Source organism: Actinoplanes sp. NPDC026670, assembly GCF_040638175.1.
GTDB lineage: Bacteria > Actinomycetota > Actinomycetes > Mycobacteriales > Micromonosporaceae > Actinoplanes.
Genome location: NZ_JBEZXU010000026.1, coordinates 111,396 through 130,716, shown reverse-complemented (window position 1 = coordinate 130,716; position 19,321 = coordinate 111,396). Strand labels below are relative to the sequence as shown.

The 19,321-nt window shown below is 72.1% G+C and carries 16 protein-coding genes, 1 tRNA gene and 1 pseudogene; 12 read left to right on the top strand and 6 right to left on the bottom strand.

Going from position 1 to position 19,321, the window contains the following annotated elements; translation table 11 throughout:
* Position 1 precedes the first annotated feature (1 nt).
* Both AB0E94_RS25335 and AB0E94_RS25330 read right to left on the bottom strand, forming a co-directional pair.
* Complete coding sequence (locus AB0E94_RS25335; RefSeq protein WP_360330238.1) at positions 2 to 598, bottom strand: NIPSNAP family protein; 597 nt, start codon at positions 596 to 598, stop codon at positions 2 to 4.
* Positions 595 to 1,023 (bottom strand): Rrf2 family transcriptional regulator, encoded by a 429-nt coding sequence (locus AB0E94_RS25330; protein WP_360330235.1) that lies wholly within the window; start codon positions 1,021 to 1,023, stop codon positions 595 to 597. Before AB0E94_RS25330 ends, AB0E94_RS25335 begins: the two co-directional genes overlap by 4 nt.
* A gap of 131 nt (positions 1,024 to 1,154) precedes the next feature.
* On the opposite strand from AB0E94_RS25330, the gene AB0E94_RS25325 reads away from it, so the two are divergent.
* From AB0E94_RS25325 to AB0E94_RS25310, 4 genes are all read left to right on the top strand, one after another.
* A complete protein-coding gene (locus tag AB0E94_RS25325) occupies positions 1,155 to 2,351 on the top strand; it encodes a calcium-binding protein (protein WP_360330232.1) in 1,197 nt (398 codons plus the stop codon).
* A 400-nt stretch (positions 2,352 to 2,751) separates the two neighbouring features.
* Positions 2,752 to 3,387, top strand: a complete 636-nt coding sequence (locus AB0E94_RS25320) for a TetR/AcrR family transcriptional regulator (RefSeq protein WP_360330229.1) — start codon at positions 2,752 to 2,754, stop codon at positions 3,385 to 3,387.
* The gene (locus AB0E94_RS25315) at positions 3,384 to 4,748 is read left to right on the top strand and encodes a patatin-like phospholipase family protein (RefSeq protein ID WP_360330226.1); all 1,365 of its coding nucleotides are present in this window, start codon (positions 3,384 to 3,386) and stop codon (positions 4,746 to 4,748) included. Before AB0E94_RS25320 ends, AB0E94_RS25315 begins: the two co-directional genes overlap by 4 nt.
* On the top strand, positions 4,745 to 6,364 hold the full coding sequence (locus tag AB0E94_RS25310; RefSeq protein WP_360330223.1) for an acyl-CoA dehydrogenase family protein: 1,620 nt from the start codon (positions 4,745 to 4,747) through the stop codon (positions 6,362 to 6,364). Before AB0E94_RS25315 ends, AB0E94_RS25310 begins: the two co-directional genes overlap by 4 nt.
* 435 nt (positions 6,365 to 6,799) lie before the next feature.
* On the opposite strand, the pseudogene AB0E94_RS25305 reads toward AB0E94_RS25310, so the two are convergent.
* The 3 genes and pseudogenes from AB0E94_RS25305 to AB0E94_RS25295 all read right to left on the bottom strand — a co-directional run.
* Positions 6,800 to 7,495: pseudogene (locus tag AB0E94_RS25305) on the bottom strand (pyridoxal-dependent decarboxylase); the annotation flags it as partial.
* On the bottom strand, positions 7,495 to 8,334 hold the full coding sequence (locus tag AB0E94_RS25300) for a hypothetical protein (protein WP_360330220.1): 840 nt from the start codon (positions 8,332 to 8,334) through the stop codon (positions 7,495 to 7,497). The pseudogene AB0E94_RS25305 and the gene AB0E94_RS25300, both read right to left, overlap by 1 nt.
* Positions 8,335 to 8,387: 53 nt before the next feature.
* Entirely contained in the window at positions 8,388 to 9,845 is a 1,458-nt protein-coding gene (locus AB0E94_RS25295; protein ID WP_360330217.1) for an APC family permease, read from the bottom strand.
* A 424-nt stretch (positions 9,846 to 10,269) separates the two neighbouring features.
* Between AB0E94_RS25295 and AB0E94_RS25290 the strand changes: the two genes are divergently transcribed.
* From AB0E94_RS25290 to AB0E94_RS25280, 3 genes are all read left to right on the top strand, one after another.
* Positions 10,270 to 11,748 (top strand): glycoside hydrolase family 5 protein, encoded by a 1,479-nt coding sequence (locus tag AB0E94_RS25290; RefSeq protein ID WP_360330214.1) that lies wholly within the window; start codon positions 10,270 to 10,272, stop codon positions 11,746 to 11,748.
* Positions 11,749 to 12,292: 544 nt separating this feature from the next.
* Positions 12,293 to 12,808: a hypothetical protein gene (locus AB0E94_RS25285; protein WP_360330211.1), complete on the top strand. Its 516-nt coding sequence runs from the start codon at positions 12,293 to 12,295 to the stop codon at positions 12,806 to 12,808.
* 70 nt (positions 12,809 to 12,878) lie between these two features.
* Complete coding sequence (locus AB0E94_RS25280; protein WP_360330208.1) at positions 12,879 to 13,208, top strand: hydrogenase maturation nickel metallochaperone HypA; 330 nt, start codon at positions 12,879 to 12,881, stop codon at positions 13,206 to 13,208.
* A 5-nt stretch (positions 13,209 to 13,213) separates the two neighbouring features.
* On the opposite strand, the gene AB0E94_RS25275 is transcribed toward AB0E94_RS25280, so the two are convergent.
* A complete protein-coding gene (locus tag AB0E94_RS25275; protein WP_360330205.1) occupies positions 13,214 to 13,870 on the bottom strand; it encodes a DUF4386 domain-containing protein in 657 nt (218 codons plus the stop codon).
* 42 nt (positions 13,871 to 13,912) lie between these two features.
* Between AB0E94_RS25275 and AB0E94_RS25270 the strand changes: the two genes are divergently transcribed.
* The 5 genes from AB0E94_RS25270 to AB0E94_RS25250 all read left to right on the top strand — a co-directional run bounded on the left by AB0E94_RS25270 (position 13,913) and on the right by AB0E94_RS25250 (position 19,164).
* A complete protein-coding gene (locus AB0E94_RS25270) occupies positions 13,913 to 14,557 on the top strand; it encodes a TetR/AcrR family transcriptional regulator C-terminal domain-containing protein (RefSeq protein ID WP_360330202.1) in 645 nt (214 codons plus the stop codon).
* A 37-nt stretch (positions 14,558 to 14,594) separates the two neighbouring features.
* Positions 14,595 to 14,667: transfer RNA gene (locus AB0E94_RS25265), tRNA-OTHER, on the top strand.
* Between the two features lie 39 nt (positions 14,668 to 14,706).
* Positions 14,707 to 15,801 carry a gala protein gene (locus AB0E94_RS25260; protein WP_360330199.1) on the top strand — a complete coding sequence of 365 codons (1,095 nt, stop codon included), beginning with the start codon at positions 14,707 to 14,709 and terminating at the stop codon, positions 15,799 to 15,801.
* Positions 15,798 to 17,375 (top strand): hypothetical protein, encoded by a 1,578-nt coding sequence (locus AB0E94_RS25255; RefSeq protein WP_360330196.1) that lies wholly within the window; start codon positions 15,798 to 15,800, stop codon positions 17,373 to 17,375. Before AB0E94_RS25260 ends, AB0E94_RS25255 begins: the two co-directional genes overlap by 4 nt.
* 43 nt (positions 17,376 to 17,418) lie before the next feature.
* Positions 17,419 to 19,164, top strand: coding sequence for an ankyrin repeat domain-containing protein (locus AB0E94_RS25250; protein WP_360330193.1), 1,746 nt, complete (start codon positions 17,419 to 17,421; stop codon positions 19,162 to 19,164).
* The last annotated feature ends 157 nt before the right edge of the window (positions 19,165 to 19,321 follow it).

Genomic DNA, 19,321 nt, shown 5'->3' with positions numbered 1-19,321 from the left:
CTCACCGGAAGGCGGACCGGGTGGTCGGCAGCAGGTGAAGGCGGTCGGTGCCGGTCACACCGAAGTGGGCCGGCACTTCGATCGCCTCGTCATGGCGGGCGAACCACACGAACGCGTGCTCGCCCTCACGCACCGGCAGGGCCGGGAAGTCGTTCACCGCATACTCGGTGGACAGTGCCGCCACGGCCCCGGCCTCCCGGGCCGCGAACCAGGCGGTGAACTCGGCGTCGAACGGGCGGTCCCGGAACCAGACGGTTGCGGTCAGAGCGGCGGCTTCGCGGTCCGGTTGCTGCGGCACCGGCACGATCTCCTTCAGCAGGAGTACGTCGTCCGAGTCCAGCATCGTGTCGTTGGCGGCCGGGCCGTGCTCCTTCCACACCGGGCCGCCGTAGAACCCACGTAGCCCGCGCAGGCGCACCGCCATGTCCGGGAAGCCGCGCAGCCAGACGAACCGGTCCGGCCGGTCGAGGTCACGGAACTGGCCGAGCACCCGCATGCCCAGCTCCTCCTGCGACTCGATGAACTCGCGGTCGAACAGCTCGATCAGGTCGTCGCGCCGGCCGGGACGCAAGGTGTACTGCCGCAGCTCCACGATCATGGGTTGAGGATCTTCTCCAGAATCCCGGCGATGGTCCGGCGGGCCAGTGCCGCCCGGAACGCCTCGGTGGCCTCGTCGTAGGTGTCGGTCAGGGCCGGCTTTATCCCGGCGCCGACCGGACACTCCTGGTTGGGCTCGGAGCGGTGCAGGGCGAGCAACGGCTCGGGGGACACCGCGTTCCACACGTCGAGCATGGTGATCTCCCCGGCCGGGCGGGCCAGCGAGAACCCCGCGCCCGCGCCGCGCCGCGACCGGACCAGGCCGGCCTTGTGCAGGTCGCCCAGGCTGCGCCGGAGGATCACCGGATTGGTCTTGACGCTCGCGGCCACCTCGTCGGAGGTCAACCACGGACGCCCGCGCTGTCGCGCCAGCTCCAGCCACGCCAGTGCGTGTGCTGCGATCGTCACCCTGCTGTTCGCTGCCATCGTAACCAACCCTATTACAACAAGAGCCGAAGATCCACCGGCCTCGACTGTCCTGTGTCGACCCCCTACGCTGCTGCGAACGCGGTCGGATCCACTTTCCGGCCGTTCGTATGAAACGGGGGTTTCATCGAATGTTCGTGAATCGGCGGACACTGTCCGCCATCGGGGCGGCCGCACTCGCGGTCGTCGCCGCACCCTTCCTGTTCTCGTCGCCGGCTTCGGCGGCCGGAGCCGGATCGGCCAAGGTCGTCGGGGCGACCGCGGTGCAGTTCACCGCCTCGGCGGGTAGCACCAACTCGCTGACCATCACGATCTCCGGCCGGACGGTCACGCTCGACGACCGGGTGGCGATCAAGGCGGGCCGGGGCTGCAAGGCGGTCAAGGGCGACCGCACCAAGGTCAGGTGCACCACCTCGGGGACGACGACGCGGCTCCGCGTCTCGCTCGGGGACCGCAACGACACCCTGCGCAACCGGACGGCGGTCTACCTGTCCGCCACCGGCGGCTCCGGCGCCGACACCATGATCGGCGGCTCCGGCCGGGACTTCCTCTACGGCGGCACCGGCGGCGACCGGCTGTACGGCAACGGCGGCGCCGACTGGCTGGAGGGCGAGTCGAGCGCCGACCGGATCAGCGGCGGCACCGGCGACGACGAGATCCGGGGCGGCACCGGCGGCGACCGGATCTGGGGCGACACCGGCCGGGACTACATCTTCGCCGAGGGCGGTGACGACATCGTGGCCGCCGGTGACGGTGACGACCTCGCCTACGGCGGCTCCGGCAACGACACGCTCTACGGCCAGGCCGGCGAGGATCGCCTGGGAGGCGGCTACGGCGACGACACCATCCTGGGTTCCACGGGTGGCGACGTGATCGAGGGCGACGCGGGCAACGACATCATCCATGCCGGCAGCGGGCAGCGCCAACTGCCGTCCGGCGGGATCCTGGCCGACGTCGTCGCCGGTGGGACCGGCAACGACCTCATCTACGGCGAGGAGGATCGTGACTTCATCGTCGGTGAGGACGGCGACGACGACATCTACGGTGGTGCCGGCGACGACTGGGTGACCGGTGGCGCCGGAAACGACCACGTTCGCGGTGGCGAGGGCGATGACCTGCTGGCCGGGGAGCGGATCCATGAGTACGCCGGCCTGATCGAGATCGCCACCGCAGTGGATCAGGTCGACGGCGACGGCTCGGCGGCCGACGTCTGCTACGCGACAGACGTGTCGGCGGTGACCGGCTGCGAGACCCAGCCGGACGACGGTGGCGCGGTGGGTATGAAGGTGCGCGGCATCTTCGCCGGGGCGTCGCTGTTCCACTCGTGACGCGCTGAGCAACGGCCGGGTCGCCTGCGGGCGGCCCGGCCGTCGTGTTTCCGGACCGTGAGCCGTCGCCCAGCGCGGTAATGCGGGCGCCGAAGGGACGGTGAGCGACGGCTGGCGGTCGGGTCTCGCGAGGCGGTGCCGGGCCGGACCGTCAGCCGTCGCCCAGCGCGGTAATTCGGGTGCCGAAAGGACGGTGAGCGACGGCTGGCGGTCTTGGGCCGCGTTCAGCCCGGCGGTCGCGGTGGAGGCCGGGACCGGCCGGGCTGTCGCGCGGTGGCTCCGGGGCGGGGTCCCTGCGGTTGGGGAGGTGTGGCGCGTACCCCCGTTGCGGTGTTGATTTGAATCGTGATTCACTCCTTGCCTTCAGTTGAATCCGGATTCAGAGTTTGGGGGTCTCCGGATGCCTTACCGGCCGACCGCGCTGACCAGGCAGAACGCGCTGGACAAGCGAGACGGGTTCCTGCGTGCCGCCCGGGGCCTGGTGGCCGCCGACGGGTTCAAGGCCGCGACCGTCGCCGCCATCGCGGCCCGGTGCCAGGCCAGCGTCGGCTCGGTGTATTCGTATTTCGACAGCCGCGACCGGCTGCTCGCTGAGGTGTTCCGCAGCGCCGCCAGCCATGAGATCGACCTGGTCCGGGCGGCCGTCGCGGATGCCGGCCAGCAGGCGTCGGAGCGGATCGGCGAGCTGATCCGGATCTTCAGCGGGCGGGCGCTGCACGGCCGGCGGATGGCCTGGGCGCTGCTGTTCGAGCCGGTCAGCCCGGTCGTCGAGGCCGAGCGGCTGGTCTACCGCAGCTCCTACACCGACATCGGCGAGCAGATCATCCGCGACGGGCTGGCCAGCGGCGACTTCGTGCCGCAGGACGCCCGGCTGGCGTCGTCGGCGGTGATGGGCGCGGTGTCCGAGGCGCTCGTCGGGTGGATCCGGCCGGACAGCGCCGAACCGTCCGAGATCGAGCTGGAGTGCGTGATGGAGGGGATCCGGTCGTTCTGCTTCCGGGCCCTCGGAGTTTCGTATGCGGGGGGAATCCGATGACCGTCACGCCGACCCTGGCCACCGCGCAGCAGGCGCTGGCCGACCAGTCCGTGAGCCGGACGCTGGGGACGCGGCTGGTCGCGTTCGGCCGGGGCAGCGCCGTCGTCGAGCTCGACATCCGGCCGGACATCAGCAACCACCAGGGCGCCGTGCACGACGGGATCGTCGCCTACGCCGCCGACACCGCGATCACCTTCGCCGGCGGGGCGGCCGCGCTCGGGCCCGACATCGTCACGTCCGGCCTGACCATCGACTATCTCGCGCCGGCCCGCGGGCGCACCCTGCGGGCCACCGGCACCGTGCTGCGCGCCGAGGGCCGCCGGGCCGCCTGCCGGTGCGAGCTGCATGCGGTCGCCGAGGACGGCACCGCGATCCTGGTGGCGGTCGCGCAGGGCACGATCCTGGCCTCGAGAGAGGGCGGCGTCCGGGCGCCTGTGCAAAAGGGCCGCCGCGGGCCCACCGTGCAGGAGGTGCTGATCGAGCGCCGGCGCTCCGGTGACAACGACGACGGCAACACGGTCGCGCTGGTCATCGAGGGCGGCGGCATGCGCGGCATCGTGTCCGCCGCGATGGCCGCGGCGATCGAGGAGGAGGGCTACCTCGACGCGGTCGACCTGATCGTCGGCACCTCGGCCGGCGCGGTCAACGCCACCGCGGTCGCGGTCGGCGCGGCCGGGCCGATGGCCGACTCCTACGCCGAGATCTTCTCCTCACCCGAGTTCATCGACGTGCGCCGGTTCGTTCGCGGCCGCCCGGTGATCGACGGGCCGCTGCTGGTCCAGCGGGTCGACGAGCTGTTCGGCTTCGGGGCGCTGGCCGGCACCGCCCAGGCCGAGAAACTCGTCATGGTCGCCACCGACGTGGCCACCGGCCGGGCCGAGGCGCTCACCGGCTTCACCGACCGCGACGACCTGGTCGGCTGCCTGCACGCCTCCGGCCTGCTGCCGCTGCTCGCCGGCGACCCGGTCGAGCTGCGCGGCCGCCGCTGGCTGGACGGCGGCATCGTCGAGGCGGTGCCGGTGCTGACCGCCGCCGCCCGCGGCGCCACCCACGCGATCGTGCTGGCCACCCGGCCACCAGGCACTCAGCCCGCCTACGGCGCCGCCGATGTGGTGGTGGAACGCTACCTGCGCCGGCTCAACCCCGAGCTGGCCGCTGCCTACCGGGGCCGGCCACACCGCTACCGGGAGACGCTGCAGCAGGTTCGCGACGGCTGGTCGCACGGGCTGAGCACGCTCTGCATGGCCCCGCGCGTCGACGACCCGCTGCCCGGCCGGCTGGAACGCGACCAGACCGCGCTGCGTGCCGCCCGGGATGCGGCGGCGGCCGTCGCCCGTACCGTCCTGAAGGAGCTGCGGTGACCCACGACGTCGTCAACCAGGCCCCGCCCCGGACCGGCCTCAACGAATTCCTGATCAACCCGGCGCTGACCGAGGCGGTCGACCGCTACGGCGCGTCCTGGGCGGCGCCGGTCCTGACCGGCGTCGGTGAGCTGGTCGGGCGGGCCGACTTCCAGCGCGACGCCGAACTCGCCAACACCCACCCGCCGGTGTTCACCTCGCACGACCGCTGGGGCCACCGGACCGACGCGGTCGACTTCCACCCCGGCTACCACCGGGTCATCGGCGCCGCCATCGAACACGGCGCGCACACCAGCTGCTGGTCCGCGCCGCAGCCCGGCGCCCACGTCGCCCGGGCCGCCACGTTCATGCTGTTCGCGCAGGTCGAAGCCGGTCACGCCTGCCCGGTCAGCATGACCCACGCGGTGGTGCCGTCACTGCGCTTCACCCCCGAGCTTGCCGGCGAGTGGCTGCCCAAGGTCTATTCGCGGGTCTACGACCCGGCGTTGCAGGACCCCGCGGTGAAGACGTCGGCGATCTTCGGCATGGCCATGACCGAGAAACAGGGCGGATCAGATGTACGGGCGAACTCGACCCGCGCGGTATCGGCCGGCGACGGGACCTGGCGCCTGACCGGGCACAAGTGGTTCTGCTCGGCGCCCCAGTCGGACGCGTTCCTCGTCCTCGCCCAGGCCCCGGGCGGACTGTCCTGCTTCCTCGTTCCCAGAGTGCTGCCCGGCGGCGACCGCAACGTGTTCCGCATCCAGCGCCTCAAGGACAAACTCGGCAACAAGTCGAACGCGTCCAGCGAGATCGAACTCGACTCGACAACCGGCTGGCTCCTCGGCGAGGAGGGCCGTGGCGTCCGGACGATCATCGAGATGGTCGCCCAGACCCGCCTCGACTGTGTGCTCGGCAGCGCCGCCGGTATGCGCCAGTCCGCCGCCGAGGCCGCCTGGCACGTCCGGCACCGCAGCGCGTTCGGCGCCACCCTGATCGACCAGCCGGCCATGACCGCGGTGATCGCCGACCTCCAGCTCGAAGCCGAAGCCGCCACCTGGACCGCCCTCCGGCTCGCCGCCGCCTACGACTCCGGCGACGACGAGTCGGTGGCCTTCCGGCGGCTGGCCACCGCGGTCGGCAAATACTGGGTGTGCAAACGGGGGCCCAACCACGCGTACGAGGCCCTCGAATGCCTCGGCGGAAACGGCTACACCGAGAGCTTCCCGCTGGCCCGCCGCTACCGCGAACAGCCCGTGATGGCGGTGTGGGAGGGCTCCGGGAACGTGATCGCGCTCGACGTGCTGCGCGCCATGTCCCGGGAGCCGTCCTCGGTGGAGGCGGTCGACCGTGAACTGTCGTCGGCCCTCGGCGTGCACGCCGGCTACGACGCCCACGTCGCCACCACCCGCAAACTGATCGCCCAGGTCGCCGGCGACCCGTCAACGGCCGCCGGATCGGCCCGCCGGGTCGTCGAATCCCTGGCCCTCGGCCTGCAGGGCGCGGTGCTGATCCAGCAGGCCCCGGCCGCGGTGGCCGACGCGTTCGTGGCCGCGCGTCTCGGCCCCGACCGCTGCCTGGAGTACGGCGCCCTCGACCCCGGACTGGCCCTTGCCGCCATAGCGGGCCGCGCCTGACGGCTCGTTGCGCCGCCGTCTCGGCACCGGCACGTGGATCCGGCCGCGCAGCAGCCCCTCCAGGTCGGTGACCAGCTCGGCGATCCACGACCCGTCGACACCCGGCATGCAGATGATCCGGCCGGTACGCTCGTCGCCGCCCAGCACCCACGGGCGCGGCAACGGGCCCGGCTGGGCGATCGTGATGGTGAACGCGTCCGGCAGCCGCTGAGCCGGCCAGCCGATCCGGCGCAACGCGTCGTGGGCGTGCTCGGCCAGCTCCCGGGACCGCTGCGCCCGCCGCCGGTGCCCGCCCCGGCCCTGCCCGAACACCGACGCGGCCAGCAGCAGCGGCGCGTGACCGGACCGGGAGCCGCTGATCGTCGTGTCGGCCGAACCGATGTACGGGATCTGCCCCCGGTCCTGCCCCGACGGGCGGCGCGGATACAGGATCACCGCGCACGGCGTCAGCGTGGACAGGAACTTGTGGCCGCTCACCACCAGACTCGTCGCACCGGCGTCGAAACCGAAACCGGGCCGCCCGGTCTCCGGCAGCAGCGCCCGGGGCACCCCGGCCAGCGCCGCGTCGACGTGGATCCGCCGCCGGGTGATCCGCAGATCGTCGCAGAGACCGGCGATCCCGGCGACGTCGTCGACGGCCTCCCGCTCGGTCGTGCCCACCGTGGCGACGACCATCGCGGCCCGGCCCGGGTCGGCCCGCAGCCGCTCACGCAGGTCGTCCAGGCGCATCCGGTCGTGCTGGTCCACCGCGACCCGGACCAGCGGCGCACGGACCAGACGCGCGGCCTTGGCGATCGAGTAGTGCGCGGCCGCCGAGGCGTAGACCACCACATCCGGATGCGCGGTGACCGCCTCGTCGACGGCGTGCAGGGTGCCCTCGCTGGCACCGCCGGTCACATAACCCCAGACGTCCGCACCGGCGCCGAACAGCTCGCCGAGCCAGCGCACCACCTGCACCTCGGCGTCCTTGGTGTGGCTGCGGCCGTGCCCGTGCTCGAACGGATCGCCGACATTGTTGAGCAGCCGGCCGGTGACCAGCTCGGCCAGGTGCGGGTAGGTCAGATCGGTGGCCCCGGGGAAGGCCAGCTCGTACCGCCGGTCCCCGAAGTCGGGCCGTTTCCGTATCGTCATCAGAAGCCCTTCCGCCGGCGCTCGTCCGCGGCATGGATCTCCCGGTCCAGCTCGGTCATCACCCGCAGCACCCGGCCGTAACCGGAACGCTCGTACAGCAGCGACAGAGCCACCCGGGTGTACGGCCACCGCGACAGGATCACCGGCGTGCTGAGCGCCTCGTGACTGGAGATGGTCAGCGCGTTGTGACCGTCGGCGCCCCGGCGGTCCGCGACGAGCGCCCGCTGGCCACCGGGCATCGACGGATCACCGGCCAGGTAGAGGATCGTCCCGGGAATCTGCAGCTCCGACCGCGCGCCCTCGCACGCCTGCGCGAACGTGCCGGAGTGCGTGTCCAGACTGGAGAACGCCAGCCCCGTGTAGACGGCCTGGTCGGGCACGTCGTGCCGGTTGGCGAGGGCGGTCCGGACATCCCACGGCTGCCGCTGGTCCCGGTTGCGGGCCAGGTCGACCAGCGCGGCCAGCAGGTCGACCGGATCGGACGGCTCCGGACCGGCCAGCCACAGCCGGGTCGCCGCCGTCACCACCATCGAGCTGCCGTCGGCGGAGCGTTCCCGGAACAGGGCGGCCAGCGCGTACGGCACGAGCGGGCGGTTGAACCGGCGCCCCCACGCGGCGGACGCGTGCCGGGCGCTGAGCGCGTGCGCCCGTTCGAACAGCGCCCATTCCAGGTTCTGCCGCACGAGGGTCTCGGCATCGGCTGCTTCCTGCGCCCGGTGCTGCTCGGCCGGCGGCCGCCAGCCGATCGCCGCCGCCGGCGCCGGGAAGGGGGCACGCGGATGCGGGATGATGCCGTGCGGCTGGTAGGCCCCCGATTGAGGCTCGGCCAAGGCGGTCATCAAGTTCCTTCTGGGGATTCTGCGGCCTTCCGGCCGGGGGAGGCACGGGGAGGTCAGACTTCGATGTCTTCGAGGGCCGGGTCGAGGACGGTCCGGCCGTCCGGGATGCCTCGGCCGATGCCCTGGTAGACCTGCGGGCGGGTGCGGTTCAGGTAGCGCCCGGCGAGGATCGCGGTCAGGGCGCCGGCGCCGATCACGGCGGCGACCAGCCAGGGCAGCGACGAGCCGGGTTCGGTGCCGAGCAGGGTGCCGACGCTGCCGGCCATGAAGAACAGGGCCAGCACTCCGAAGGTGCCGCCGGCCACCGGGCACACCCGGCGGACGAAGACGCTCTCGCTGCCGCCCAGGCCCCGTTCGAAGAACGTGAACGCCGACCAGGACGTGGCCGTGAGCAGGGCCAGCACGCACACCGCGCCGATCGTCGACAGCCAGGGGAAGATCGTGGCCATCGGGTCGGCGCCGGCGAGGGCCATTGTGGTCAGCACGACCGCCGAGGTGACGGCCTGGACCGCGGTCCCGCCGAGTGGGGCGCCGCCCTTCGCGCCGGGGCTGACCTTCTGCCAGGCGGCCGGGAGCACGCCCTCGCGGGCCAGGGCGAACACGTTGCGGGCGATGGCGGCGCCGAACGACGACTGGGCCGCCAGGATGCTGGTGACCAGGAGCAGGGTGGACAGTTCGGCGATGCCGTTGCCGTACACCTCGCCGAGCAGCGCGAGCGGCTGCCGTCCGGCGGCGTCCTGCATGTTGCCGAAGCCGATCCAGGCGCCGTACGCCCACGACGCGAAGCAGTAGAGGACGCCGCCGCCGCCGATCGCCAGCGCGGACCCGACCGCCATGGCCCGGTGGGAGGTGGCCTCCTCGGCGTACGCCATCGCGGTCTCGGTGCCGGCGAACGCGGCGGCCGCGTACACCAGCAGGGTGGAGGTGGCGCCGGCGACGATCAGGCTGGACGGGGCGAACGCGAGCCCGGCGCCGGCCACGGTGCCGGAGTCGGGCGCCGGGTGGGTGAACCCGGCGAGGATGAACAGCAGCACCACCGCGATCTCCAGGGCCAGGAGCACGCCGAGGACGCGTGCTCCGACGGCGCCCGGGTACTGGCCGAGCAGCAGCACGATCAGCCAGGCGAGGAGTGCCCACATCCACCATTCGCCGGCGCCGACGAGTTCGGAGACGGTGGCGCCGAGCAGCGGGTACAGGCTGGCCTGGAGCGCGCTGTAGCCGATCAGGGTGACGGCGGCGCCGACCAGGCCCCAGGTCGGGTTGGTGCCGCGGGCCAGCTGGGCGTAGAACGGGGCGCCGTGCGGGACGTGCCGGGCGACCGCCACGTAGGGGACGGCGAGGATCGCCATCACCGTCATGATCACCAGGAACGACAGTGGCACGCCGGCGGCGCCGGTCACGGCATAGGTGGCCGGGATGCCGCCGTTGAGCACGGTCTGTGGCGAGGAGGCCACGATCGCTGCTCCGGCCAGGGCGGCCGGGCCCATCGAGTAGCGGGCGAGCACAGTCATCGCGGGCTTCACCGGATCACCGCCGCGTTGTCGGAGCAGCGTGCGGCACGAAACGATCCGCGCATTGCGGAGCCTCCCGAGAGGTCGAGATAGAGAGATACGAAACGGGACCTGAACGCAGGCTCACCGTGCTGCGGCGTCGGCGTCCGTGAAGCCCGCGGGGGCTCGCCGAGACCGCGTTTGTGCCCTTGTCACCGGGGCGTACGCAACCCTTGCATACGGGTATCAGCAACGCTCGAAACGTCACGACATCGAGCGACGACGTAACCGTCTAAAAACCTGAAACCAGACCTGAAAGGCAAAACAGACAAGAGCCTTTTATGGCGTACGGCCAAAGGCGTTGATCTGATTTGGGAGCGCTCCCGTATAGCCGGGTGTAGCGCAGGCTCAGTGGAGGCTCCCAATGTACAGATCGCGTTTCGACATGTCCCGTCTCCGGACCCGGCGGTGGCAGATCGGCGCGGTGGCCGGTGTCACCGTCGTCGCTCTCGGTGTCGGACTGGGGGTCGCCTCCGCCGGCCAGGCCACGCCCACGGTCAGCTGCCCGGCCGTGAAGATCAACGTCGCGGTGCCCGCCCAGCAGCGTGCCGACGTACAGCGCAACCTGGAACTGCTCAACACCCAGATCGACGAGGCCAACAAGCGGATCGTCAGCACCAAGGGGCAGGGCGGCCCGAACTTCATCCAGAACGCGATCCTCGGCCCGCTGAAGGACAAGCGGTTCGCCACCATCGAGCGGATGGAGACGGCGATCGCCCGCAACGCGGCGCGCCCCAACCTGAACTCCGAGGGCCTGGCGCCCTGCAAGCTCAACACCAAGGGCGGCGCCCCGGTCAAGCAGCCGACCGCGGTCCCGACCACCGCCGCCACGACCAAACCACCGGTGAAGGCGACCACACCGCCGCCCACGAAGGCGCCGGCCACCACGGCACCGACCGCCGCGCCCACCACCGCTGCCCCGGCCAAGGGCACGCCGGTGGCGGTCAACGGCCGGCTCAAGGTGTGCGGGGTGAACCTCTGCAACCAGGCCGGCCAGCCGATTCAGCTGCGCGGCATGAGCAGCCACGGCCTGCAGTTCTTCCCGAACTGCGTGAACGCCGGCTCGCTGAACGCGCTGCGCAACGACTGGAACGCCGACTTCATCCGGCTCAGCATGTACGTGCAGGAGGGCGGCCTGGAGACCGACCCGGCCGGCTTCACCGCCAAGGTCAACGGTCTGGTGAACGAGGCCACCAAGCTCGGCCTGTACGTGATCGTCGACTTCCACATCCTCACGCCCGGTGACCCGAACGTGAACACGGCCCTGGCCAAGAAGTTCTTCGCCGACGTGACCGCTGCGCACCGGGCCAAGAACAACGTCATCTACGAGATCGCCAACGAGCCCAACGGCGTCAGCTGGGACGGCATCCTCAACTACGCCAATCAGGTCATCCCGGTGATCCGTCAGAACGCCCCGGACAGCGTGGTGCTCGTCGGCACCCGCGGGTTCTCGTCGCTCGGCCTCACCGACGGCGCCGACGAGACCGAGATCGTCAACGACCCGGTCCGGTTCGACAACATCATGTACACGTTCCACTTCTACGCGGCGTCCCACGGCGCGGACCGGCGGGCGGTCGTGGCCCGGGCCGCGAAGAAGCTGCCGCTGTTCGTCAGCGAGTTCGGCACCCAGACGTTCACCGGCGACGGCGGCAACGACTTCGCCAGCACGAACGCCTGGCTCGACCTGCTCAAGGCCAACAAGATCGGGTACGGCATGTGGAGCCTGTCCGACGGCCGGGAGACGAACTCGGCGTTCAAGCAGGGCACGTGCGCCGGTTCGACGTTCGCCGGCACGGGCGTGCTGACCGAGGCCGGCCGCTACATCCGCAGCCGCATCCTCACCGGCGTCGGCAACCCGAACTAGCCCACGCCCGAGTTCCGCCAGCCGTCGCTCACCACCGGAATGCGGGCCGTTTCACCGCGGTGGGCGACGGCTGGGACCGCGAGCCGTCGCTCACCACCGGAATGCGGGCCGCTTTACCGTGGTGAGCGACGGCTGAGACCGCGAGCCGTCGCTCACCACCGGAATGCGGGCCGTTTTACCGTTCTGGGCGACGGCTGGCGGTCCGCGGCCCGTTCGGCGGAACCTGCCGGTGGCGCGGGTCGGCAAACGGTGACCAGCGCACACAATGGCCGATCGTGTACTCCGGTCCCTGCTCCGGGATAGACAGGAGCACACGCGCGGCCGATCGTGAGCGTTCAGCCACGCCGGGGCGACCACCCGGGCACACGCAACGCCAATGTGTGCTGCCGTCCCCGTTGCGGCGAGGCCGGGCGCACTCGCCGCGCCCGCAGAACGGCCGCGGACCCCACCAGCCGTCGCCCAGAACGGTAATGCGGCCCGCATTCCGGTGCTCAGCGACGGCTGGCGGTCTTTGTCCTGGACGGGTGGGCCTAGCGTGTGGCGAATGCGTGGATCGTTCGGGATTGGTGGTGTGGCGGTTCTCGTGACGCTGTCCCTGGCCGGCGGGTGCGCGAACCGTCCGGCGGAAGGGCCGGTGTGGCCCGGGCCGTCGGTGCCCGCGTCGGCGCCGCCCACCGAATCCGCCGGGGACGCGCCGCCGAACTACGCCGACAACAACAACTGGAAGCAGCGCCACGAGCTGACCGCCGCCGAGCAGGCGGAGGGTGACCGGCTCGCCGCCCGGATCGAACCAGTGCTGGCCGAGCTGCGGGCCGCCGGGGACTTCACGCCCGAGTCGACCCGCCGGGCGCTGCTCGGGCTCGGCCTGGACCCGGAGCGGTTCGGCGTGACGGCGATGCGGCAGCCCTCGTGGCTGGACGAGGTGCCGGTGGGCGCGGTGTTCGAGGTGCGGTTCGGTGACGCCGGCTGTGTCACCGGCGACATCCGGCCGGAACGGCTGCTGGTCCACGTGAGCGGGGCGGCCGCCGAGTTCGGCTGCCTGGAGCCGTATACGCACTGATCACACCGTGGTGTGACGACGGTAACCGGGTGCTCGCCGGCGTGGGAGACTGTCGATGGGGAGGGTCTCCATGCACGAGTTGGCGATCGCCGAGAACATCGTGGACACGGTCTGCTCGCGGGCCGCGGGACGGCCGGTCCGCCGGGTCACCCTGCGGATCGGCGCGCTGACCGCGGTGCTGCCCGATCACATGCGGTTCTGTTTCGACCTGGCCGCCGCAGGCACGGCCGCACACGGCGCCGCCCTCGATCTCGACCTGCGCCCGGCTGTCGTGTTCTGCCGGTCGTGCCGGGTCGAGCAGCGGCTGCCCGACCTGATCCCGCTGTGTCCGTGCGGCAGCGCCGACGTCACCGTCACCACCGGACGGGAGCTCGACATCGTCTCCATGGAGGTCGCGTGACCGCCTCATGCGGATTCGGGGGCGGGTAGCCGTACCGCAGAGGATCCTTTTCGGACGCCCTTCCAGAGCAGATAGCCGATCATCCAGAATTCGCCGATCGACGCCGGGATGGTCAGGGCGTCGACTTCGAAGAAGGCGCTGAGGATGTAGCCGCCGCCGGCGGCGATCAGCAACCAGCCGAGAGCCTGCGGCATCAGGCCGGTGCGCAGCACCGCCGTGCCCATCGGGATCAGCCACAGGCCGAAGAAGACGGCGCCCGCGGCCCAGACCTCGCCGCTGATCAGAAACAGTAGCTGGACGGTGTTCGCGACGTCGCCGAACGGGTCGCCGGCGATCGTGCCGGCGGTCGACAGCAGGGCCGCGCTGATCAGGATGAGCACGGCGTTGACCAGGCCGAACGCGGCGATGCCGGCGCCCGAGACGGGGTCGCTGGGGCGGAACAGGCGGTAGAACCAGGCGGCGGCGAGCGCCTGCGTCAGGACGATGAGCAGCTCGAACGCGACCAGCGCGGTGGCCAGGGCCGGGTTGTCGGTCAGGTTGGCGAGGGTGGCGGCGGGGTCGCCGGCGGCGAAGAGTTTCGGGCGGATCAGGAGGAACCCGAGCATTCCGCTGATCGCAAGACCCAGATAGAACAAACCGGTGATTCGGGCGGTACGGACCATATCTGCTCCTCAATAGCTACCTTACGATGTAAGGTAACTCGGGTGCGCAAGGCTTTGACAAGGGAACGGGTGTTGCGGGCGGCCGTCGCGATCGCCGACCGCGACGGGATCGCCGCCGTCACCATGCGGCGGCTCGGCGCCGACCTCGGTGTCGAGGCGATGTCGCTCTACTACCACCTGAAAGGCAAGGACGCGCTGCTCGACGGGATCGCCGAGACGCTCGTCGCGGAGGTCGTCGAGGCGGCCTGGGCGGTGCCTGTCGAGGACGACTGGCGGGCCGTGCTGCGGGCCCGGTTCCTGGCCGCGCGAGAGGTGATGCTGCGGCACCGGTGGGGGCCGGGCGTGCTCAATTCGCGCAGCTCGGTGCCCTTCGACGTGCTGCGCTACTACGACTCGATCATCGCCGTGATGACCGGCGCCGGAGTGTCCTACCGGATCGCGCACCGGGCGCTGCACGCGTTCGGCAGCATGCCGCTCGGCTTCGTGCAGGAGGTGTTCAGTCCGTCCGCCGACGACGGTGACGACGACATGAGCGCCGTCGCGGACCTTCTGCCCAACCTGGTCGCGATGGTCGCGAGCGAGGCGCACGAGGCCGAGCTCGGGTGGTGCGACAGCCAGGTCGAGTTCGAGTTCACTCTGGACCTGCTGCTGGACGGTCTCGATCGGGCGCGCCACGATCCGCGGTGAAGAAATGTCGGTGGGCTCGCGTATGCTCCGGCGCGGCGAGGTCGTAGCGCAGAGGTCGTCGCGCCTTGGCATCGAGCAGGAGGACGCCGGTTCGAATCCGGCCGGTCTCGCCGCCTTACGTCAGTGTGTCCAGCCGCGGGGGAGGCGACATGCAGGTGCGGTGCCCGGCCATCGCCGACCCGGATCGCGGCCTGGCCGACCCGGGCGACTTCGACGGCATCCTCGGCCGGCTCGCCGCGCCCGGCCCGGTCACCACGACCGAGGAGTTCGCCCGCGGCCTGATCCGCCCGGACGGCCGTGTCGACCTGTGCAAACAGGGCCTCGGCCCGGTCCAGGCGGCCCGGGTCGTCCGGGTCGCGGCCGCCTCACCACACGCCACCCACCTGCTGCTCGGCACCAACGGGCTCGGGTCCGAGGGCGCCCGTGCGGTCGCTGGCGCGCTGCCCGACGGACACCGGATCAGCACCGTCTACCTGGGCTGCAACCGGATCGACGCGGCCGGGGCGGGTGCGCTCGCCGACCGGCTGGCCGGCGACGACACCGTCCGTGCGCTCTGGCTCAAACGTAACCCGATCGGTGACGACGGGGTCGCCCGGCTCGCGTCCGCGCTGCCCGGCAACCGGGCTCTGCGTACCCTCGATCTGGTCAACACCGGCCTCACCGCGGCCGGTCTGGAGCCGCTCGCCGACGCCCTCGCCGCCCGGCCGGGCGGCCTCGAGCGCCTCTTCCTCGGCGGCAACGGCCTGCGGCCGGATGCGGTTCCGGTCCTCTCCCGGTTCGTCCGCGAGGGCGGGGTCCGCGAGCTCTACCTGGCCGTCAACCACCTGGGCGACACCGGCGCCGCGACGCTGGCCGACAACCTTTCCGAGTACGCGATGACGCTCGGCCTGGGTGGCAACGGCATCACCGACGTCACCGCCCTGGCCGCGAACCTCCGCTCGTGGACCGCCCTCGACCTGTCCCGCCCGCCGTCCGAGCGGGCCCTCGGCGGCCGTGCCAACGTGGTCGGCGACACCGGCGCCGCCCTGCTCGCCGGCGCCCTGCCGGGCAGCGCGCTCCGGCGGCTCGACGTGCGGTTCACCGGCGTCGGCGGGCGCGGCGCAAAACTGCTGCTGGCGGCTGGCACGGGGCTCGACCACCTGGGCATCAACGGCGGGGTGCCACGGCGGATGCGGCGGCTCGCCCCGAAATCGTCCGACGCGCCCCACGCGGACATCAACGCCATCGTGAGCGTCTACCGGTGAGCCGTGCCCTGTTCCTGTCCGACTGGCGCAACATCCGGAGATTCGCGGTCCCGGCCCGGATGATCACCGAGTGCGCCGGGGCACGCGAGCGCGGCGACTGGCGGGCCGCCTGCGAGGCCGCCCGGATCGACGTCGACTTCGATCCCGGCCTGGCCGCGGAGGCCGGGGCCCGGGCCGTGCACCTGGTGCCCGACCTGCTGCGCTGGCACCTGCCGCGGGCCCTGCACGGGTCGACGACGTTCGCCGGCGGCTACCTCTACCTGCTGATCCCGGACGAGCCGGTCGGGCCGGAGACGGTGCTGCTCACCGTGCGGGCGCCGGTCACCGCGCAGGCGTCGCAACGGCTGCGGCTCGGCGCGGTGCGCGGGGCGGACGGTCTGCGTGACGAGCGGACGGCGCCCGTTCCGGCGTACCTCTGGGACGCCCGGCACACGTCCGGGCTCCGTACCGCCGTCGGCGGCTCCGACCGGCGTCTCCCGCTGCTCACCGCGACCGCGCAGCCCCAGCCCGAGGACACCGTCGGCGTCGGCGACGACCTGCCCGCCCGCGCCGAACGGGTGTGGCGGGCGCCCCGACGACGCCAGGCCTTCCTCGCGGCCGGGTTCGAGTTCACCGCCGGGCAGGACGGTGACTGGTCGAGCGCCGACCGCAACTGGTACCTGCAACAACTCGACCCGCTCCGGCTCGCCCACGACGCCCGCTGGCTGGCGGCACGCCTGGGCGAGCGGGCCTGGACGGTCACCGACAACTACTACGACTACCTGACCGTGTTCGTTGACGGCGACACGATCCGGGTCAGCCGGGCCACCGCCCCCGACCGGCCCCAGATCCTGATCGACATGACGCGCTACTGCGCCGACCTGGAACTGATCCGGCAGGGCCGGCTCACCCCGGGCGCCCTGCACCCCCTCGTGCGCGAGGCGCTCTTCCCCGGCGCTCCGGCGGACCCGTTCACACCTGCCGGCGGTGATCTGGTCCGGGTTCGCTGCGGCGGCGTCTGGCACGAGATCGAGGTCCGGCAGGGGCGGCTCGACCCACTCGCGCACACCCTCGACGAACGGCGGCGGGAATCCGCGATGGGCACCCTCGGCGGTGCGGTCACCGGCTGCTTCGCGGTCGAGAGGATGTGGTACGGCGAACTCGGCCGACTGCCACGGCGGCTGCGCGCCTACCGGGCCGAGCTGTGGCAGCACCTGATCCACGGCGGCACCCGCACACTGCTCGACATGCTCGACACCGGCCTCGACCCGCAGCTACGCGACGGCGCCGGCGGCACTCTCATCCACCGGATCGCCGCGTTCGACCACCGCCGGGCGCTGCCCCGCCTGCTCGCCGCCGGCGTCGGCATCGACACCGTCGACAAGGAGGGCTACACCGCCCTGCACCGCATCACCCAGCAGTTCGGGCCGGTCGACGTGCTCGCCGCCCTGGTCGACGCCGGCGCCGACCTCCGCGTCCGCAACCATGACGGCGAGACGGTGGTCGACCACGCGCGCAAGATGCTGCGCTACGACGACCGGCTGCGGCCCGACTTCGTGGCGGCGCTGGAGCAACTGCGCCGGGACGCGCGTTGACGCACGGTTCGCGTATGCTCCGGTCGATTCGGGAGGGGTTGCGGTGAGCGGTCACGATCCACTCGCGCTCGCCGAGTGGCAGCGCATCCGCCACTATGCCGTGCCACAGCGGATGATCGCCGAGTGCGCCGCGGCCCGGCAGCGCGGCGACCAGCGGGCCGCCTGGGCGGCCGGCCGGATCGACGTGTCCGAGGCCGCCGCCGCGCTCGTCCCTCATCTCGCGCCTGATCTGCTGCGCTGGCACCTGCCGCGGGCCCTCGGCGGGCACACCACCCTCGCCGTCGACCGGACGTATGTGCTGGTCCCCGCGGGCGCGGTGTTCGACCCGGAAGCCGTCGTGCCCGTCCTGGAGGCGGTCCCGTCGATGTTCGGCTCCCAGCGGCTCAGCGTCGGCACCGCCGACTGGGCGCAGCTCGACCCCAGCGAGGTGTCGCTGTTGCCGGCCCATCTCTGGGACGCGCGGCATGCCGACGAGCTGCGGGCCGCCATCGGTGGCTCCGCCGACCGGGCGCCCGGGTTCACCGCCGCCGGTGAACAGTTGCCGGTCGAGATGCTCGGCACCGGTGACGACCCGGCGGCCCGGGCCGAGCGGGTGCGGCTGTCGCCCACCATCGCCGGGGCGTTCGCCGAGGCCGGGTTCGTGCTCGGCGACGACCCGTCGGTTCTCTGGCCCGGGTATGACGACGACGCGACGCTGCGGACCGTCGACCCGATCCGGCTGATCGGCCAGGTGCGCCTGCTCGCCCGGGGATTCGGCCTGACCACCTCGGTGCTCTGGACCGCCTACAGCCAGTTCCTCCAGTTCGACGTGGACGGCGACTACGTGCTGGTGACGTGGCAGTCGGTCGCCGGCCGCTACTCCGCGGCCGAGCGGAAGCTGCCCCGGCTCGATCCGGAACTGGCCCGCTATCAGGTCGACCTCGACCTCGTCCGGGGCGCCCGGATCACGCCGGCCGGGTTGCACCCGATGGTCCGGGAGGCCCTCTTTCCCGGCGCCTCCGGGCTGCCCACGGAGCCTGCTGCGGGTCTCGCATCTCAGGCGCCCGTCTCTGCCGGTCTCGCACCGGCGACCGCTCCGGTTCCGCCTGCCGGTCCCGTCCCGGCACCCGCCGCGAGCTCGGGTCCGACGGCCGCCGCCGATTCCGGTCCGATGGCTGCCGCCGGTCCTGCACCGGCTGCGGTGGGGCACGTCCGGGTCAGGTGTCGTGGGCATTGGCACGAGGTCGGCGTCCGGCTGGGCCGGCTCGACCTGCACGGGCACACCGACGCCGAACGTCAGCGCGAACGTGCGATGAGCGCCTTCGGCGGCACGGTCAGCGGCTGTTTCGCGGCCGAGCAGACCTGGCACGGCGCACCCGGCCGGCTCCCGCGCCGGCTCCGGGCCCACCGCGAGGACCTGTGGCAGCTCATGATCCACGGCGGCACCCGGACCGTCTTCGAACTCCTCGACGCCGGCATGAACCCGCACCTGCGCGACAGCCGCGGACGCACGCTGATGCACCGGGCGCGAGCCTTCGACCACGTGCGCCTGCTGCCCCGCCTGATCGCCGAGGGCCTCGACGTCAACGCCCGGGACAAGGAGGGCAGCACCCCGCTCTACCTGGCTGTGATCCACCGCTGGCCGGCCGATCTGATCATCGCCCTGATCGACGCGGGCGCCGACCCGCACCTGCCCAACCAGTACGACATGTCGGTGCTCGACCACTGCGAGGACTACCTCGACTATCTCGAAGATCTCGATCCCGACTTCGAGTCCGCCATCGCCTACCTGCGCAAACGGTCGCCCTGACCGAAAATGCCGGTGGGCGGCCGTAGGGTCCGGATCGCGAACGGCGGCGCCCTCCCGGTGCTGGCTCGTCCGCCACCGGTGGCGTGAAATCGTGGCCGGAAATGTCGGTGGGCTCGCGTATGCTCCGCGGCGTTGACCCCCTGCCCCCGGGAGAGCG

Excerpts from the sequence above, each read along its gene's own strand:
- AB0E94_RS25260 (WP_360330199.1), top strand. The coding sequence starts at position 14,707 with ATGCAGGTGCGGTGCCCGGCCATCGCCGACCCGGATCGCGGCCTGGCC.
- AB0E94_RS25330 (WP_360330235.1), bottom strand. The coding sequence starts at position 1,023 with ATGGCAGCGAACAGCAGGGTGACGATCGCAGCACACGCACTGGCGTGG.
- AB0E94_RS25280 (WP_360330208.1), top strand. The coding sequence starts at position 12,879 with ATGCACGAGTTGGCGATCGCCGAGAACATCGTGGACACGGTCTGCTCG.
- AB0E94_RS25290 (WP_360330214.1), top strand. The coding sequence starts at position 10,270 with ATGTCCCGTCTCCGGACCCGGCGGTGGCAGATCGGCGCGGTGGCCGGT.
- AB0E94_RS25325 (WP_360330232.1), top strand. The coding sequence starts at position 1,155 with ATGTTCGTGAATCGGCGGACACTGTCCGCCATCGGGGCGGCCGCACTC.
- AB0E94_RS25335 (WP_360330238.1), bottom strand. The coding sequence starts at position 598 with ATGATCGTGGAGCTGCGGCAGTACACCTTGCGTCCCGGCCGGCGCGAC.
- AB0E94_RS25295 (WP_360330217.1), bottom strand. The coding sequence starts at position 9,845 with ATGACTGTGCTCGCCCGCTACTCGATGGGCCCGGCCGCCCTGGCCGGA.
- AB0E94_RS25275 (WP_360330205.1), bottom strand. The coding sequence starts at position 13,870 with ATGGTCCGTACCGCCCGAATCACCGGTTTGTTCTATCTGGGTCTTGCG.
- AB0E94_RS25315 (WP_360330226.1), top strand. The coding sequence starts at position 3,384 with ATGACCGTCACGCCGACCCTGGCCACCGCGCAGCAGGCGCTGGCCGAC.
- AB0E94_RS25285 (WP_360330211.1), top strand. The coding sequence starts at position 12,293 with ATGCGTGGATCGTTCGGGATTGGTGGTGTGGCGGTTCTCGTGACGCTG.
- AB0E94_RS25300 (WP_360330220.1), bottom strand. The coding sequence starts at position 8,334 with ATGACCGCCTTGGCCGAGCCTCAATCGGGGGCCTACCAGCCGCACGGC.
- AB0E94_RS25320 (WP_360330229.1), top strand. The coding sequence starts at position 2,752 with ATGCCTTACCGGCCGACCGCGCTGACCAGGCAGAACGCGCTGGACAAG.